Below are 14,958 nucleotides of genomic sequence, written 5' to 3'. Positions count from 1 at the left end.
AAAAGGGGACGGAGGGGATTAAGTCGTTTGCGGCACAAACGACTTAATCCCCTCCGTCCCCTTTTTTGCGTGATCAGGACTCCAGCAGTTCCATCCAGGCGGCTTCGGCTTTTTCCAGCTGGGCGGCAGCGGTTTCGCGGTCACGGCCGATCACCGCCATGCGGGTGGCATCGGCGTAGTTGGCCGGGTCGGCCAGCTGGCGATCCAGCTCGGCCAGGGCGCTTTCCAGTTCGGCCACCTTGGCTTCGGCGGCGGCCAGCTTGTGCGGATTCACCGGCTTCTTCTGCACCACCTGAGCCACCGGCGCGGTCTTGACCACCACCGGCTCTTCCACCTGTTCCATGCGCGCCTTGGTGCCCTGCGCCTGCGGACGGGTGCGCAGCCAGGCCGCGTAGGCGTCGAGGTCGCCGTCGAACGGCTCGACCACGCCATCGGCCACGCGCCAGTAGGTATCGCAGACCAGGCCGATCAGATGGCGGTCATGCGAGACCATCACGATCGCGCCTTCGAAGGTGGCCAGTGCTTCGGCCAGCGCTTCGCGCATTTCCAGGTCAAGGTGGTTGGTCGGTTCGTCCAGCAGCAGCACATTCGGCTGCTGCCAGGCGATCAGCGCCAGCGCCAGGCGCGCGCGCTCGCCACCGGAGAAACCGTCCACCGGCTCGAATGCACGGTCGCCCGGGAAGTTCCACTTGCCGAGGAAATCGCGGAACGACTGGTTCGGTGCGTCCGGCGCGATCTCGCGGAAGTGCTCCATCGGCGACTGGCCTTCGTGCAGCGACTCCACCGTGTGCTGGGCGAAGTAGCCGATCTTCAGGTCCGGGTGCGCCATGCGCTCGCCGACGATCGGTGCCAGCTCGCCTACCAGGGTCTTCACCAGGGTGGTCTTACCGGCACCGTTGGGGCCGAGCAGGCCGATGCGCTGGCCCGCTTCCAGGCCGAAGCCTACGTTGTGCAGGATCACCGCGTCCTCGCCGTAGCCAGCCTCGACGTGGTTCAGGCGGATCAGCGAGAACGGCAGCTTGGCCGGCGGCGCGAACTCGATGCGGAACTCGCGCTCGGCACGCACCGCTTCGGTGCCGGCCAGCTTGGCCAGGCGCTTCATGCGGCTCTGCGCCTGCGCGGCCTTGCTGGCCTGCGCCTTGAAGCGGTCGATGAAGCTCTGCAGGTGGGCACGCTCGGCCTGCTCCTTCTCGTGCGCGATCTGCTGCTGGCGCAGCTGTTCGGCGCGCTGGCGCTCGAAATCGGTGTAGCCGCCCGGGTAGAGCTTGGCGCCACCACCGTGCAGGTGCAGGGTGTGGGTGGCCACGTTGTCGAGGAACTCGCGGTCATGCGAAATCAGCAGCAGGGTGCCCGGATACTTCAGCAGCCACTGCTCCAGCCAGTACACCGCGTCCAGATCCAGGTGGTTGGTCGGTTCGTCCAGCAGCAGCAGGTCGCTGGGCATCATCAGCGCGCGGGCCAGATTCAGGCGCACGCGCCACCCGCCGGAGAACGAGGACACCGCGCGGTGGTGGGTCTCTGCCGGGAAACCGAGGCCGTGCAGCAGCTTGCCGGCGCGCGCTTCGGCGTCGTAGGCATTGAGCTCGGCCATCTTCGTGTGCGCCTCGGCCACCGCTTCCCAGTCTTCGCGCGCAGTCGCCTCGGCCTCGGCGGCCAGCACGGCGGCCACCTCGATGTCACCGCCGAGCACGAAGCTCAGCGCCGGGTCGGGCAGCGACGGAGTTTCCTGGGCGACGCTGGCGATGCGCACCTTGCCGGGCAGATCGACATCGCCCTTGTCCGCCTCCAGCTCGCCCTTCACTGCCGCGAACAGGCTGGACTTGCCAGCACCGTTGCGGCCGACCACACCCACCCGGTAACCGGCGTGCAGGGTCAGGTCGACATTGGACAGCAGCAGCCGCTCGCCGCGGCGCAAGGCGAAATTACGAAGGGAAATCATCGGGGGAGGCGTCCATATAACCAGATGGAATGTGCTGGTGAGCACTGTTCCTGCGACGCAATTCTAGCGTTAACGAATACTTGACGCGTCCCGGGATGCGCGGCGGCCGGCGTTCCTCTCTCCCACGTCCTCGCCGCGCGCGTCCCGGGCTCCCTCCCCCGCCAGTGCCGATCCGGGCTAAATGGTTGCTGCTGCAACGTTTTTTCCGATGACCGGCATTTGACAGGCGCTGAATATCCCGTTAATTCCTGCTTTGCGCACCGCAACAACCGCCGTCCGCCTCACCCCCGTGATGTCGATTCCGGTGCCGCCCCCGCCAACCGGAGCTCCGTCCCGATGACCCGCAAGACCAGCCTGATCGCCGCCGCCGTCGCTGTCGCACTCGGTGGCTCTCCGTTCGTTGCCGCTGCCCAGCAGGCCGGCACCGCCGCCAACACCCTGGACACGGTGATCGTCACCGGCACCCGCGTGGCCGACCGCACGGTCGCCGAGTCGCAGTCGCCGATCGACATCATCACCCCCGAAGCCCTGCAGTCCACCGGCACCAGCGAGCTGGCCACCGCGCTGTCGCGCGCGCTGCCCTCGCTGAACTTCCCGCGCCCGGCCCTGACCGACGGCACCAGCGGCGTGCGCCCGGCACAGCTGCGCGGCCTGTCGCCGGACCAGGTGCTGGTGCTGGTCAACGGCAAGCGCCGCCATACCTCGGCGATGATCAACGTCAACGGCAGCATCGGCCGTGGTTCGTCGGCGGTGGACATCAATGCGATCCCGATCGCCGCCATCGAGCGCGTAGAGGTGCTGCGCGACGGTGCGTCGGCGCAGTACGGCTCGGACGCCATCGCCGGCGTCATCAACATCGTGCTCAAGGGCAGCGGCAGTGGCGGCAGCCTGGCGGTGGATTACGGCCAGTACTCGGCCGGTGACGGCAACAAGTACCAGCTCTCCGGCGATACCGGTGTCGAGTTCGGCAACGGCCGTGGCCGCGTGCACGTGGCCGGCCAGATCAGCCAGCAGGACGAAAGCAACCGCGCCGGCCCGTACCGCGGCACCACCCCGAACACCGGCAACTTCCCGAGCATCGGCCAGAAGACCTTCATCGTCGGCGACCCGCGCGTGGATGCGACTGCGGCTTCGGTCAACGCCAGCTTCGATTTCAGCGACCGCGTGACCGGCTATGCCAGCGCGCTGCTCAGCAACCGCGACATCACCTCGTTCGCGTTCTACCGCTCGCGCAACCACAGCGGGCAGAGCGCGCTGCTGGCGCAGACCTACCCGGACGGCTTCGTGCCGGAGATCAACCAGTACTCCAAGGACCGCTCGCTGGTGGCCGGGGTCAAGGGCAACACCGGCAACGGCTGGACCTGGGACCTGAGCCTGAACCACGGCGAGAACACCCTCGACTTCCACACCCGCAACAGCATCAACTACAGCCTCGGCGCAACCAGCCCGCGCTCGTTCTACGACGGCACACTGAAGTACCAGCAGGACATATTCAATGCCGACCTGACCAAGTCGCTGGACTGGGGCCTGGCCTACCCGGTCACGCTGTCCTTCGGTGGTGAATACCGCAAGGAGAAGTGGGACCAGAAGCCGGGCGAGCTGAACTCGTACACCGGCAGTGGCGCGCAGGGCTTCGGTGGCTTCACCCCCACCAATGAAGTGCATGCCGACCGCCACAACTACGCGGTCTATGCCGGTCTGGAAGCGGACCTGACCGAGAAGTTCTCGGCCGGCATCACCGGCCGCTACGAGGATTACTCGGACTTCGGCGACCGCTTCTCCGGCAAGCTGTCGGCGCGCTACGCATTCACCGACAAGGTCGCGCTGCGGGCCACCGCGTCCACCGGCTTCCGTGCACCGTCGCTGGCGCAGCAGGGCTACCAGGCGGTCACCAGCCAGTTCCTCAATGGTGTGTTCGTCGAGCGCGGCACCTTCCCCACCACCAGCCCGGCTGCGCAGGCGCTGGGCGCCTCGCCGCTGAAGGCCGAGACCTCCACCTCCTACAGCCTGGGCCTGGTGTTGCAGCCGGTCGACCGCCTGTACATCACCGTCGACGCCTACCAGATCGACATCGATGACCGCATCGCATTGTCGTCCAGCATCACCACCAACGCCGCCACCAGCGCGCTGCTGGGCACGCTGGGCCTGCCGCAGGTGACCGCGTTCTCGTACTTCACCAATGGCCTGGATACGCGCACCCGCGGTGTCGATTTCGTGTCCAGCTACACGGTGCCCTTCAGCGCCAGCAGCCTGGAACTGACCGCCGCGTACAGCTATAACGACACCGAAGTGCGCCGCGTCGGCGGCACCCCGGCGGTGTTCGGCACGCTGGGCCTGACCCAGTCGCTGATCGGCCGCGATGAGATCGGCCGCATCGAGGACAGCTATCCGCGTGACAAGGCGATCCTGAGCGGCACCTGGCGTTCGGATCACTGGGAACTGGGCCTGGCCGCGACCCGCTACGGCAAATTCACGGTGCGCAACTCGGCCACCGCACTGCGCGACCAGACCTACGGCGACGCCTGGGTGGTGGATGCATCGGCCAGCTACAAGCCGAGCAGCAACTGGACCCTGACCGTGGGCGCCGACAACCTGCTGGACAAGTACCCGGACCGCACCGAAGACCTGCAGAACTCCACCTTCGGCATGCTGCCGTACAGCAACTACTCGCCGTTCGGCTTCAACGGTGCGTACGTGTACGGGCGGATCAAGTACACCTGGTAAGTGGTAGCGCCGGCCGCTGGCCGGCAACCCCCGGGCCGCATCTGCAGGAGAGCCCATTCTTGTTGAAGGGGCGTGCCGGAGGCGGGGGGAGAGGAGAAATGCGTGGGCAAACCCGCCGGCCACGGTACCTGGCCGGCGGGTTTGCCGTATCTGGCCGCATCGGTGAAAATCGGGTACCCCCGATTTTCTGCGAGTGCCGATGCACCATGACACCGACCTGATCAACATCGTTGCCGTTGGCCTGGGGCTCGCCTTCATCTTCGGCGCGCTGGCCAACAAGCTCCGCTTGTCTCCCCTGGTCGGTTACCTGGTTGCTGGCATCTGCGTAGGCCCGTTCACCCCCGGCTTCGTCGCCGACCAGGCGCTGGCCAACCAGCTGGCCGAGCTGGGCGTGATGCTGCTGATGTTCGGCGTCGGCCTGCACTTCTCGCTGAAGGACCTGATGGCGGTCAAGGCCATCGCCATCCCCGGTGCCATCGGCCAGATCGCGGTCGCTACCCTGCTCGGCTGGGGCGTGGCCTCGCTGATGGGCTGGCCAGCCCTGCATGGCGTCATCTTCGGTTTCTCGCTGGCCACCGCCAGTACCGTGGTGCTGCTGCGGGCCATGGAAGAACGCCGCCTGCTGGAAACCATGCGCGGCAAGATCGCGGTCGGCTGGCTGATCGTGGAGGACCTGGCCTGTGTGCTGGCGCTGGTGATGATGCCGGTGATGGCAGGTGTGTTCGGCCCCGATGCGGCCAAGGAGTCGCACTCGCTGGGCAGCGTGCTGGCCGACATCGGCTGGACCTTCGTGCAGCTGGGCCTGTTCGTGGCGGTGATGCTGGTGGTCGGGCGCCGGGTCATTCCGTGGATCCTGGAGCGCATCGCCGGTACCGGTTCGCGCGAGCTGTTCACCCTGTCGGTGCTGGCCATCGCGCTTGGCGTGGCGTTCGGCTCGGCGATGCTGTTCGGCGTCTCGTTCGCGCTGGGCGCGTTCTTCGCCGGCATGCTGCTCAACGAATCGGAGCTGAGCCAGAAGGCCGCGCACGATTCGCTGCCACTGCGTGATGCGTTCGCGGTGCTGTTCTTTGTGTCGGTCGGCATGCTGTTCGACCCCAACATCCTCGTCCAGCACCCGTGGCAGGTGCTGGCTACGGTGCTGATCATCATGTTCGGCAAGTCGGCCGCCGCATTCTTCATCGTGCGCGCGTTCGGGCACCCGACCAGCACCGCGCTGACCATCTCGGCCAGCCTGGCGCAGATCGGTGAGTTCGCCTTCATCATCGCCGGCCTCGGTGTCGCGCTGCAGATCCTGCCGAAGGAAGGCCAGTCGCTGGTACTGGCCGGTGCACTGGTGTCGATCATGCTCAACCCGTTGGTGTTCGGGCTGCTTGACCGTTGGCAGGCCAAACAGGAACAGTCGCCCCAGGCCGCCGAGCCCGAAGAGGCCACCGGTCCCTCGCGCGACCTGCATGACCACGCCATCGTCATTGGTTACGGCCGGGTCGGCAGTGAACTGGCGCAGGTGCTGCGCGACCGTGGTGTGCCGGTGCTGGTGATCGATGACAACAAGGAACACGTCGAACAGGCGCACGCCAAGGGCCTGGCGGCGATTCGTGGCAGTGCCGCCGCCGACCGGGTGCTGGCCGAGGCCCATCCGGAGCGCGCCAAGATTGCGGTGCTGGCGATTCCTCAGCCGCTGGAAGCCGGTGAGGCGCTGGCCAAGCTGCGGGCGATCAACCCGGAGCTGACCCTGCTGGCCCGTGCGCACAGCGATGCGGAAGTGAAGCATCTGCTGGAGCACGGTGCCGATGGCACGGTGATGGCCGAGCGCGAGCTGGCTTATTCGCTGGCGGAGATGATCATGTCGACGCCGCCGTACCGGAATCTGGGGCAGCACAGCATTCCGGTGGTGTGAGGGGTGTGCGGCAGGGCTTGCAGCCCTGCACCTGCCAAGGCAACGGCAAAAGCAAAAGCTGACTATCCCTGGGATGGCGGGGTGGGTCCGGTTCCGACAGAGCGCCGCTGCTGTTGGTGGGTGTCGACCTTGGTCGACACGGCGGCACAAAAAAATCCCCGGTCGACCCGCATCGACCGGGGATCTGGATCGCCACGTTGCCATGCCTTGGAGAGGCAGTTCCACCGTAGCGCATCGCGGTGCCGGTGGTGATCGCCTGTGGCGATGACGACCAAGCGTGCGGCTATCAGGCGCCTGCCAGGGCCTGCTCCAGGTCGGCACGCAGGTCGCCGATATGCTCGATGCCGATCGACAGCCGCACGGTGTCCTCGCTGACGCCGGCCTTGGCCAGCTCCGCTGCATCCAGCTGGCGATGAGTGGTCGAGGCAGGATGGGTGGCCAGTGACTTCGCATCGCCCAGGTTGACCAGGCGGGTGAACAGCTTCAGCGCATCGAGGAAACGTGCACCCGCCTCACGGCCGCCCGGCAGGCCGAAGGTCAGTACGCCCGAGCCGTGTCCACCCAGATAGCGCTGCGCGGCGGCATGCTCGGGGTCGTCGGCCAGCCCGGCGTAACGCACCCAGGCCACCTTTGCATGTGACTTCAGAAACTGTGCAACGGCCAGCGCGTTGGCGTTGATGCGTTCCATACGCAAGGCCAGGGTCTCGATGCCCTGCAGGATCAGGAACGCATTGAACGGCGACAGCGCCGCGCCGGTATTGCGCAGCGGCACCACCCGCGCGCGGCCGATGTAGGCCGCCGGCCCCAGCGCTTCGGTGTAGACCACGCCGTGGTAGCTCGGGTCAGGCTGGTTGAGGCGGGCGAAGCGTTGGGGCTGCGCGGCCCAGTCGAAGCGGCCCGAGTCGATGATCGCACCGCCGAGACTATTGCCGTGGCCGCCCAGGTACTTGGTCAGCGAATGCACCACGATGTCGGCGCCATGCTCGAATGGGCGCAGCAGGAACGGCGTGGCCACCGTGTTGTCCACGATCAGCGGCACGCCGGCGGCATGTGCGACCTCGGCGATGGCCGCGATGTCGGTGACGTTGCCACGCGGGTTGCCGATCGATTCGACGAACACCGCCTTGGTGCGCAGGTCGATCAACCCTGCGAACGCGGACGGATCGGACGGATCGGCAAAGCGCGCCTGGATGCCGTACTGCGGCAGCGTGTGCGCCAGCAGGTTGAGGCTGCCGCCGTACAACGCACTGGAGGCGACGATGTTGTCACCGGCCTCGGCGATGGTCTGGATCGCGTAGGTGATCGCGGCCTGCCCCGAGGCCAGCGCCAGCGCGCCGATGCCACCCTCCAGCGCGGCCAGGCGCTGTTCCAGCACGTCGGTAGTGGGGTTCATGATGCGGGTGTAGATGTTGCCGGGCACCTTCAGGTCGAACAGATCGGCGCCGTGCTGGGTGTCATCGAACGCATACGCCACGGTCTGGTAGATCGGCACCGCCACCGCGCGGGTGGTCGGGTCGGGACGGTAGCCGCCATGCACGGCCAGGGTTTCCAGTTGCCACTGCGGGTCGCTCATTGCGCCAGGCTCCATCCAGGGAAACCGCCACCATAGGCCAGCCAGAACCGTGCGCTGAAAGCTGCTGGCGATGACACCAGTACCACCGGTTATCAGGTTGGCCGCGATTCAGGCAGCCGTCATGGGCCGTTGCTAGGCTTCGCCGCCGGGCGCTCCTGCCCGGGCACGGAGGCCCAACGCGCATGCAGCCATCCCCTTGGACACCCACCGCCAGCGGTACGCCGACCCCGGTCCTGCTGGTGGAGGACGACCGCCGCCTGGCCGAGCTGGTCAGTGACTACCTTCACGAACACGGCTTCGCCGTGCAGCATGTGGCGCGTGGCGACCTCGCCGGTGCGGCCTGCCGCCAGCATGCGCCGGAGCTGGTGGTGCTGGATCTGATGCTGCCTGGCCTCGGTGGCATCGATGTGTGCCGGCAGATCCGCAGCTTCTCCGATGTGCCGATCCTGATGCTGACCGCCTGCGAGGACGACATCGAGCAGGTGCTGGGTCTGGAATCGGGCGCCGACGACTATGTGCACAAGCCGATCGAGCCGCGCCTGCTGCTGGCCCGCCTGCGCGCCCTGCTGCGCCGCCGCCATGGCAGCAGCAACACCGGCACCCCCTGCCGCCTGATGCACGGCGAGCTGCTGATCGACCGCATGCAGCGCGAGGTGCATCTGCACGGCCAGCCGGTGGACATGGGCACCACCGAATTCGAGATCCTGTGGCTGCTGGCCAGCCAGCCCGGGCAGATTCTCTCGCGTGACCAGATCCTGCAGGCGGTGCGCGGCATCGGCTTCGACGGGCTGGACCGCAGTGTCGATGTCAGCATCGGCAAGCTGCGCCGCAAGCTGGGCGATGACGCGCGCGAACCGCGGCGGATCAAGACGGTGTGGGGCCGCGGCTACCAGTTCAATCCTTCGTCCTGGTCGGCATGAAGCGGCTGTTCCTGCGCCTGTGGCTGGTGGTCGGCGCGAGCTTCCTGATCACCCTGCTGCTGATCAACGTGATCTTCGATCGCATCTACCTGCCGTTCCAGCAGCATGTGTTCGCAGAGCAGGTGCGCGGCCAGTTGTATGCATTGCGGCAGGGGTTGGACGGAAAGGACTCCGCCGCCCAGCAGGATCAGCTGGCGCAATGGCAACCCCACTATGGCATCGCATTGGCTCTGCTGCCGTCAGCACCTGCCCTCGCGACGGGCGAACAGGAACAGCTGCGGCGCAACGGGCTCATCTCCCGGCAGAAGTTCGAGATCGTACTGGCGCCGCTTGATCCACTGCATCCCGATGGCCCCTGGCTGCGCCTGCACCTGCCGGGCGAGCCGTCGATGACCCTCTATCTCACCCTGATCGCCTATTCGGTGATGCTGGCCCTGTTCGGGCTGTGCCTGTACGCCTGGGTGCGCCTGCTCTGGCGCGATCTGGACGCGCTGCGCGTGCATGCCGACCGCATCGGCGCCGGTGATCTGCAGGCGCGCGCGCAGGTTTCGCCACGCTCGCAGATACGCGTCATCGTCGACCATTCCAACCGCATGGCCGCACGCGTGGCCGAACTGGTTCAGCGCCAGCGCGACCTCACGCACGCGATCTCACATGAGCTGCGTACGCCGATCGCGCGCGTGGCCTTCGGCCTGGACCTGATGCAGGACAGCGACGATCACGAACGCCGTACACGGCTGGCACAGGGGCTGCACGGCGACCTGGCCGAACTCAACCGGCTGGTCAGCGAACTGCTGGCCTATGAGCGCCTGGAGCATCCCGGGGAAGGCGAGCCGATGCAGCGCATTGAAGCCAACGACTGGCTGCAGGCCTGCCTGGCCGATGCACGCCGTGATGCCGAACGAGCCGGCGTGGTCCTGCGCGTGCAGCCCAGTGCGTTGCCGCGGGTGGATGCCGAACCGCGGCTGCTGCAGCTGGCGCTGAGCAATCTGGTGGGCAATGCGCTGCGCCATGCGCGTTCGCAGGTGGAAGTCTCGCTGGTGGGTGTCGCTGGCCGTGCCTGTCTGCGCGTGGATGACGACGGCCCCGGCATCGCCGAAGCCGACCACGAGAAGGTGATGCGTCCGTTCACCCGCCTGGATGACAGCCGCAGCCGCGATACCGGCGGCTTCGGGCTGGGCCTGGCCATTGTCAACCGCATTGCAGCCCGCCACGGCGGCGAGCTGCGCATCAGCCGCGCCACGCTGGGCGGCGCGCGCCTGGAAATGCACTGGCCGCTGGCTGCCAGCTGAACGCCCAAGGGCGTCATTACAGTTGATTACAACTCCCGCACAACTGCGGACGGATCGGTCGCCGGCATATCGCCACGCTGGCGACCCTGCAGCACTCGCCGGATGCGCGCGCTGCTTTCCTCCCATTGTCGAGAGATTCCATGTCCCAGCTTCGCCGTTCCCCCACCCTGCTCTGCCTGGCCCTGCTGCCGCTGTTCGCCGCGCCGATCGCCCACGCCAAGGATGACCACTGGACCTTCGAGCTCGCCGCTGGTGGTGGCGTGACCCCGCGCTACAGCGGCAGCGAGGAGTATCGTGCGACGCCGTCACTGTCCTTCGATGTCACCTCGCCGGGGGGCTGGTTTCTGGGCACCAGTGGCATCGGTTGGGGCACGTCCATCGGCGAGCACACCCGCGTGCGTGCCTACATCGGCGCCAGCGGCATCCGCCGCGACAAGGACTCCCTGCTCGGTGGTTCCGACTTCCTGCGCGGCATGGGTGATATCGATACCCGTCCCCTGGTCGGCCTCACCGCTGGTTATACGCTGGGCGAAGCCGTGCTGAGCGGCTCCTGGCAGTTCACCCGCAAGGACGAGGACAAGGCCGAGAACGGCCTGGCCACCCAGCAGATCCATCTGAATCTGAGCATGCCGCTGTTCGACCTGGCCGGTGGCGTGGTCAGTGGCAGTGTTTCCACCGACTACGGCAACCGTGGCTACATGCAGACCTGGTACGGCGTCAGCCCGGAACAGGCGGCGCGCACCGGCTTTGCCCAGCACACGCCGAAGGCTGGCCTGGTCAGCGCCGGTCTCGGCCTGAAATGGAGCCACCGCGTGGGCCGCAATGGCAACTGGTACATCTCGGCCGAAGGCACGCGCCTGCTCGGCGATGCGGCCGACAGCCCGATCGTGCAGAAGGCGAACCAGTTCGGCTTGATGAGCGGCTATACACACCGCTTCTGAGTGAGCGCCGGGCATGGCCCGGCGTACTCCGCAGGAAACGGGGCGCTGCAGCCAGGCAGCGCCCCGTGTGAATCACGCCTTGGCGAACACCAGATGGCCGCCGTCGTTGCCGACTTCAATGGTGTCGCCGTTGACGAAGGCACCGGCCAGGATCTTCTGCGCCAGCGGATTCTCCAGCTGCGCCTGGATCGCACGCTTCAACGGACGTGCGCCGTACACCGGATCGAAACCCACGTTGCCAAGCAGGTCGAACGCTGCGTCGGACACCATCAGCTTCAAGCCGCGCTCGGCCAGGCGCTTTTCCAGCCCACGCATCTGGATGCGCGCGATCTGCTTGATCTGCTGCTTGTCCAGCGGGTGGAACACCACGATGTCGTCCAGGCGGTTGATGAACTCCGGACGGAAGTGCGCTTGCACCACGCCCATCACCGCCGCCTTCATCTGCGTGTAGGCCTCCGGGCTGTCATCAGCGCTCATGTCCTGGATCTGGTGCGAGCCCAGGTTCGAGGTCATCACGATGACGGTGTTGCGGAAGTCCACGGTGCGGCCCTGGCCATCGGTCAGGCGGCCGTCGTCCAGCACCTGCAGCAGGATGTTGAACACATCCGGATGTGCCTTCTCCACTTCGTCCAGCAGGATCAACGAGTAAGGACGGCGACGCACGGCCTCGGTCAGGTAGCCACCCTCTTCGTAACCAACGTAGCCCGGGGGGGCACCGATCAGGCGGGCGACGCTGTGCTTCTCCATGAACTCGCTCATGTCGATGCGGATCATGGCGTCGGCACTGTCGAACAGGAACTCGGCCAGCGACTTGCACAGCTCGGTCTTGCCGACACCGGTCGGGCCGAGGAACAGGAACGAACCGGCCGGACGATTCGGATCGGACAGGCCCGCGCGCGAGCGGCGCACGGCGTCGGAGACGACCTTGATCGCTTCCTCCTGGCCGACCACGCGGTTGTGCAGCACCTCTTCCATCCGCAGCAGCTTGTCGCGCTCGCCTTCCAGCATCTTGTTGACCGGAATGCCGGTCCAGCGCGAGACGACCTCGGCGATTTCCTCGTCGGTCACCCGGTCCTGCACCAGCTTGAAGTCCTTGTGTTCGGCCTCCTGCGCAGCGGCCAGCTGCTTTTCCAGCTGCGGCAGCAGGCCGTACTGGATCTCGCTCATCTTGGCGAAATCCTGGCGGCGCTGCGCCGATTCCAGCTCCAGCTTGGCCTGTTCGACCTGCTCCTTGATCTTGGTTGCACCCTGCAGCGCGGCCTTCTCCGATTTCCAGATTTCATTGAGGTCGGAGAACTCGCGCTCCAGCGCATCGATGTCGTTTTCCAGATCGGCCAGGCGCTGCCGCGAGGCCTCGTCCTTTTCCTTCTTCAGCATCTCGCGCTGGATCTTCAGCTGGATCACCCGGCGTTCCAGGCGGTCCAGCTCCTCCGGCTTGGAGTCGATCTCCATGCGCAGGCGCGAGGCCGCCTCGTCCATCAGATCGATGGCCTTGTCCGGCAGCTGGCGATCGGTGATGTAGCGGTTGGACAGCGTCGCAGCCGCCACGATGGCCGGATCGGTGATTTCCACGCCGTGATGCACCGCGTACTTTTCCTTCAGCCCCCGCAGGATGGCGATGGTGTCTTCCACCGACGGCTCGCCCACGAACACCTTCTGGAAGCGGCGCTCCAGCGCGGCATCCTTTTCGATGTACTTGCGGTACTCATCCAGGGTGGTGGCACCCACGCAGTGCAGCTCGCCGCGTGCGAGTGCGGGCTTGAGCATGTTGCCCGCATCCATCGCACCGTCGGCCTTGCCGGCGCCGACCATGGTATGCAGCTCGTCGATGAACAGGATGATCTGCCCTTCGCTCTTGGCCAGGTCGCTGAGCACGCCCTTCAGGCGCTCTTCGAATTCACCGCGGAACTTGGCACCGGCAATCAGCGCGCCCATGTCCAGCGACAGCACGCGCTTGCCGCGCAGGCCCTCGGGCACTTCGTCGTTGATGATGCGCTGGGCCAGGCCTTCCACGATCGCGGTCTTGCCCACGCCGGGCTCGCCGATCAGCACCGGGTTGTTCTTGGTCCGCCGCTGCAGCACCTGGATGGTGCGGCGGATTTCCTCGTCACGGCCGATCACCGGATCGAGCTTGCCGCTCTCGGCACGCGCGGTCAGGTCGATGGTGTACTTCTCCAGCGCCTGCCGCTGTTCTTCAGCATTCTCCGACTGCACGTTCTCGCCGCCGCGCAGCTTGTCGATGGCGGCCTGCAGGCGGGTCTTGTCGGCACCGGCGGCGCGCAGCGCCATGCCCAGCGTGCCGCCATCCTCCAGCGACGCCAGCACGAACCACTCGCTGGCAATGAAGGCATCGCCATTCTGCTGGGCCAGCTTGTCGGTCTGGTTCAGCAGGCGCCCCAGGTCATTGCCCATCGAGACGTTGCCGGCCTGGCCGGATACCTTGGGCAGCGCATCCAGCGCCTCGGTCAGGCGCTCGCGCAGTACCGGCACGTTCACCCCGGCCTGGGCCAGCAGCGGGCGCGTGCTGCCGCCCTGCTGGTCCAGCAGGGCGCTGAACAGGTGAACCGGTTCGATGATGCTGTTGTCGCGGCCCACGGCCAGCGACTGTGCGTCTGCCAGCGCCTGCTGGAAACGCGAGGTGAGCTTGTCCATCCGCATTGCGAATCCTCATCGGTCATCAGGGCCGGCCTGTGCCGGCGATGCTGGAAAGATGCGGTTGCCCCACCCCGTTTCAAGGGTGACTGCGACTGCACCCCGAGGCCAGTCAGCCTGCGGCCAGCATGCCGGAACGGGTGTGGTCGGCGCGTTGATCCCGATCAGTTCCGCGCGGTGGACGGGCTCAGCGGGTGATCGCGCTGCGGATCGCCCGCAGCTGCTGCTTGATGGCCCTTGCCTGCGCCACATCCATGCGCAGCAGGACCTTCTGCCCGATCGAGCGCGACTGCAGGGTGGCGTCGACGAAGCGGTAGCGGCCACGCTCATCGCGTTCCACCAACGGCGGCTGGGCCGGCTCCGGGGTATCCAGCAGGTGGTCGATCACCGCCACCAGACGGTCGTTGAAATAGCCCTCGGGCCGGCCCAGGTCCACATAGGCCTGCTGGATCAATGGATAGAAGCGCTTGTAGGCGCTGGCGGTCGCCGCCGCATCCAGCGCAGTGAACGCCTGCACATAGGGCGCATAGCGCGCCGCGTTGCTGGCGGCGATGCGTTCGCCGCCCTCACCGGCCTCGACCTGCAGGTTGCCCGGCAGCGGGCGCGCGGCCAACGCGGTCGGCGGCACGCTGGGCTTGTCCAGGTTGTCGACCTGGGTAACCAGGCGCTGGATCAAATGGTCGCGCAACAGCAGGGTCAACGGCCCTTCGCCCTGGAACAACTGGCTCAGTGCGCCCCAGGCCGCGGCATCGCTGTCAGCCAGTTTCGGGAGTGCTGGATCAGCGGCCGCCTCTGTCTCCAGCGGGTGCCTGATCGGTGGAGGTGCCGAAGCCGGTTGCTCGGCCGTCATTGGCTGTGGAGGTGCAGCGCTGCCGGCGGGAGTGGATTGCACCTGCACCGAAACGCCGTCCGCCAGGCTCTTCAGCTGATCGCGGAACAACCAACCGCCCGCGCCACCGATCACCACCACGCCCAACACCCAGGGCCATACCGCCTTTCCACTCTGCATGATGCAGCACC

Annotated in this window: 9 protein-coding genes; 5 read left to right on the top strand and 4 right to left on the bottom strand. The window is 66.8% G+C overall.

The features are described 5' to 3' along the window. Positions 1 to 73: 73 nt before the first annotated feature. Positions 74 to 1,939: an ABC-F family ATP-binding cassette domain-containing protein gene (locus tag V3B46_RS12030; protein ID WP_154353229.1), complete on the bottom strand. Its 1,866-nt coding sequence runs from the start codon at positions 1,937 to 1,939 to the stop codon at positions 74 to 76. Positions 1,940 to 2,275: 336 nt separating this feature from the next. Here V3B46_RS12030 and V3B46_RS12025 point away from each other — a divergent pair, with 336 nt between their 5' ends. Further along, positions 2,276 to 4,663 carry a TonB-dependent receptor plug domain-containing protein gene (locus tag V3B46_RS12025; protein WP_154353230.1) on the top strand — a complete coding sequence of 796 codons (2,388 nt, stop codon included), beginning with the start codon at positions 2,276 to 2,278 and terminating at the stop codon, positions 4,661 to 4,663. A 199-nt stretch (positions 4,664 to 4,862) separates the two neighbouring features. Beyond that, the gene (ybaL, locus tag V3B46_RS12020) at positions 4,863 to 6,560 is read left to right on the top strand and encodes a YbaL family putative K(+) efflux transporter (RefSeq protein WP_164171552.1); all 1,698 of its coding nucleotides are present in this window, start codon (positions 4,863 to 4,865) and stop codon (positions 6,558 to 6,560) included. Between the two features lie 286 nt (positions 6,561 to 6,846). Here ybaL and V3B46_RS12015 read toward each other — a convergent pair whose 3' ends face one another. Continuing rightward, positions 6,847 to 8,133 (bottom strand): O-acetylhomoserine aminocarboxypropyltransferase/cysteine synthase family protein, encoded by a 1,287-nt coding sequence (locus V3B46_RS12015; protein ID WP_329891975.1) that lies wholly within the window; start codon positions 8,131 to 8,133, stop codon positions 6,847 to 6,849. Between the two features lie 182 nt (positions 8,134 to 8,315). Between V3B46_RS12015 and V3B46_RS12010 the strand changes: the two genes are divergently transcribed. The 3 genes from V3B46_RS12010 to V3B46_RS12000 all read left to right on the top strand — a co-directional run bounded on the left by V3B46_RS12010 (position 8,316) and on the right by V3B46_RS12000 (position 11,286). Then, the gene (locus V3B46_RS12010; protein ID WP_049461520.1) at positions 8,316 to 9,053 is read left to right on the top strand and encodes a winged helix-turn-helix domain-containing protein; all 738 of its coding nucleotides are present in this window, start codon (positions 8,316 to 8,318) and stop codon (positions 9,051 to 9,053) included. Continuing rightward, on the top strand, positions 9,050 to 10,345 hold the full coding sequence (locus V3B46_RS12005) for an ATP-binding protein (RefSeq protein ID WP_154353232.1): 1,296 nt from the start codon (positions 9,050 to 9,052) through the stop codon (positions 10,343 to 10,345). Before V3B46_RS12010 ends, V3B46_RS12005 begins: the two co-directional genes overlap by 4 nt. Before the next feature lie 140 nt (positions 10,346 to 10,485). Then, entirely contained in the window at positions 10,486 to 11,286 is an 801-nt protein-coding gene (locus V3B46_RS12000) for a MipA/OmpV family protein (protein WP_125892763.1), read from the top strand. Between the two features lie 72 nt (positions 11,287 to 11,358). On the opposite strand, the gene clpB is transcribed toward V3B46_RS12000, so the two are convergent. Both clpB and V3B46_RS11990 read right to left on the bottom strand, forming a co-directional pair. Next, the gene (gene clpB, locus V3B46_RS11995) at positions 11,359 to 13,944 is read right to left on the bottom strand and encodes an ATP-dependent chaperone ClpB (RefSeq protein WP_154353233.1); all 2,586 of its coding nucleotides are present in this window, start codon (positions 13,942 to 13,944) and stop codon (positions 11,359 to 11,361) included. Positions 13,945 to 14,125: 181 nt separating this feature from the next. Beyond that, positions 14,126 to 14,947 carry a DUF3014 domain-containing protein gene (locus V3B46_RS11990; RefSeq protein WP_164171551.1) on the bottom strand — a complete coding sequence of 274 codons (822 nt, stop codon included), beginning with the start codon at positions 14,945 to 14,947 and terminating at the stop codon, positions 14,126 to 14,128. Between the last annotated feature and the right edge of the window lie 11 nt (positions 14,948 to 14,958).

The organism is Stenotrophomonas sp. SMYL11 (assembly GCF_036320005.1).
Classification (GTDB): Bacteria; Pseudomonadota; Gammaproteobacteria; order Xanthomonadales; family Xanthomonadaceae; genus Stenotrophomonas; species Stenotrophomonas maltophilia_A.
Note: the sequence above shows the minus strand (reverse complement) of the source record. Positions and strands in the feature narration are given on the sequence as shown.

What these genes read in the sequence shown, in the direction of transcription:
- V3B46_RS12005 (WP_154353232.1), top strand. Translation starts at nt 9,050, where the DNA reads ATGAAGCGGCTGTTCCTGCGCCTGTGGCTGGTGGTCGGCGCGAGCTTC.
- V3B46_RS12000 (WP_125892763.1), top strand. Translation starts at nt 10,486, where the DNA reads ATGTCCCAGCTTCGCCGTTCCCCCACCCTGCTCTGCCTGGCCCTGCTG.
- V3B46_RS12010 (WP_049461520.1), top strand. Translation starts at nt 8,316, where the DNA reads ATGCAGCCATCCCCTTGGACACCCACCGCCAGCGGTACGCCGACCCCG.
- V3B46_RS12015 (WP_329891975.1), bottom strand. Translation starts at nt 8,133, where the DNA reads ATGAGCGACCCGCAGTGGCAACTGGAAACCCTGGCCGTGCATGGCGGC.
- ybaL (WP_164171552.1), top strand. Translation starts at nt 4,863, where the DNA reads ATGCACCATGACACCGACCTGATCAACATCGTTGCCGTTGGCCTGGGG.
- V3B46_RS12030 (WP_154353229.1), bottom strand. Translation starts at nt 1,939, where the DNA reads ATGATTTCCCTTCGTAATTTCGCCTTGCGCCGCGGCGAGCGGCTGCTG.
- V3B46_RS11990 (WP_164171551.1), bottom strand. Translation starts at nt 14,947, where the DNA reads ATGCAGAGTGGAAAGGCGGTATGGCCCTGGGTGTTGGGCGTGGTGGTG.
- V3B46_RS12025 (WP_154353230.1), top strand. Translation starts at nt 2,276, where the DNA reads ATGACCCGCAAGACCAGCCTGATCGCCGCCGCCGTCGCTGTCGCACTC.
- clpB (WP_154353233.1), bottom strand. Translation starts at nt 13,944, where the DNA reads ATGCGGATGGACAAGCTCACCTCGCGTTTCCAGCAGGCGCTGGCAGAC.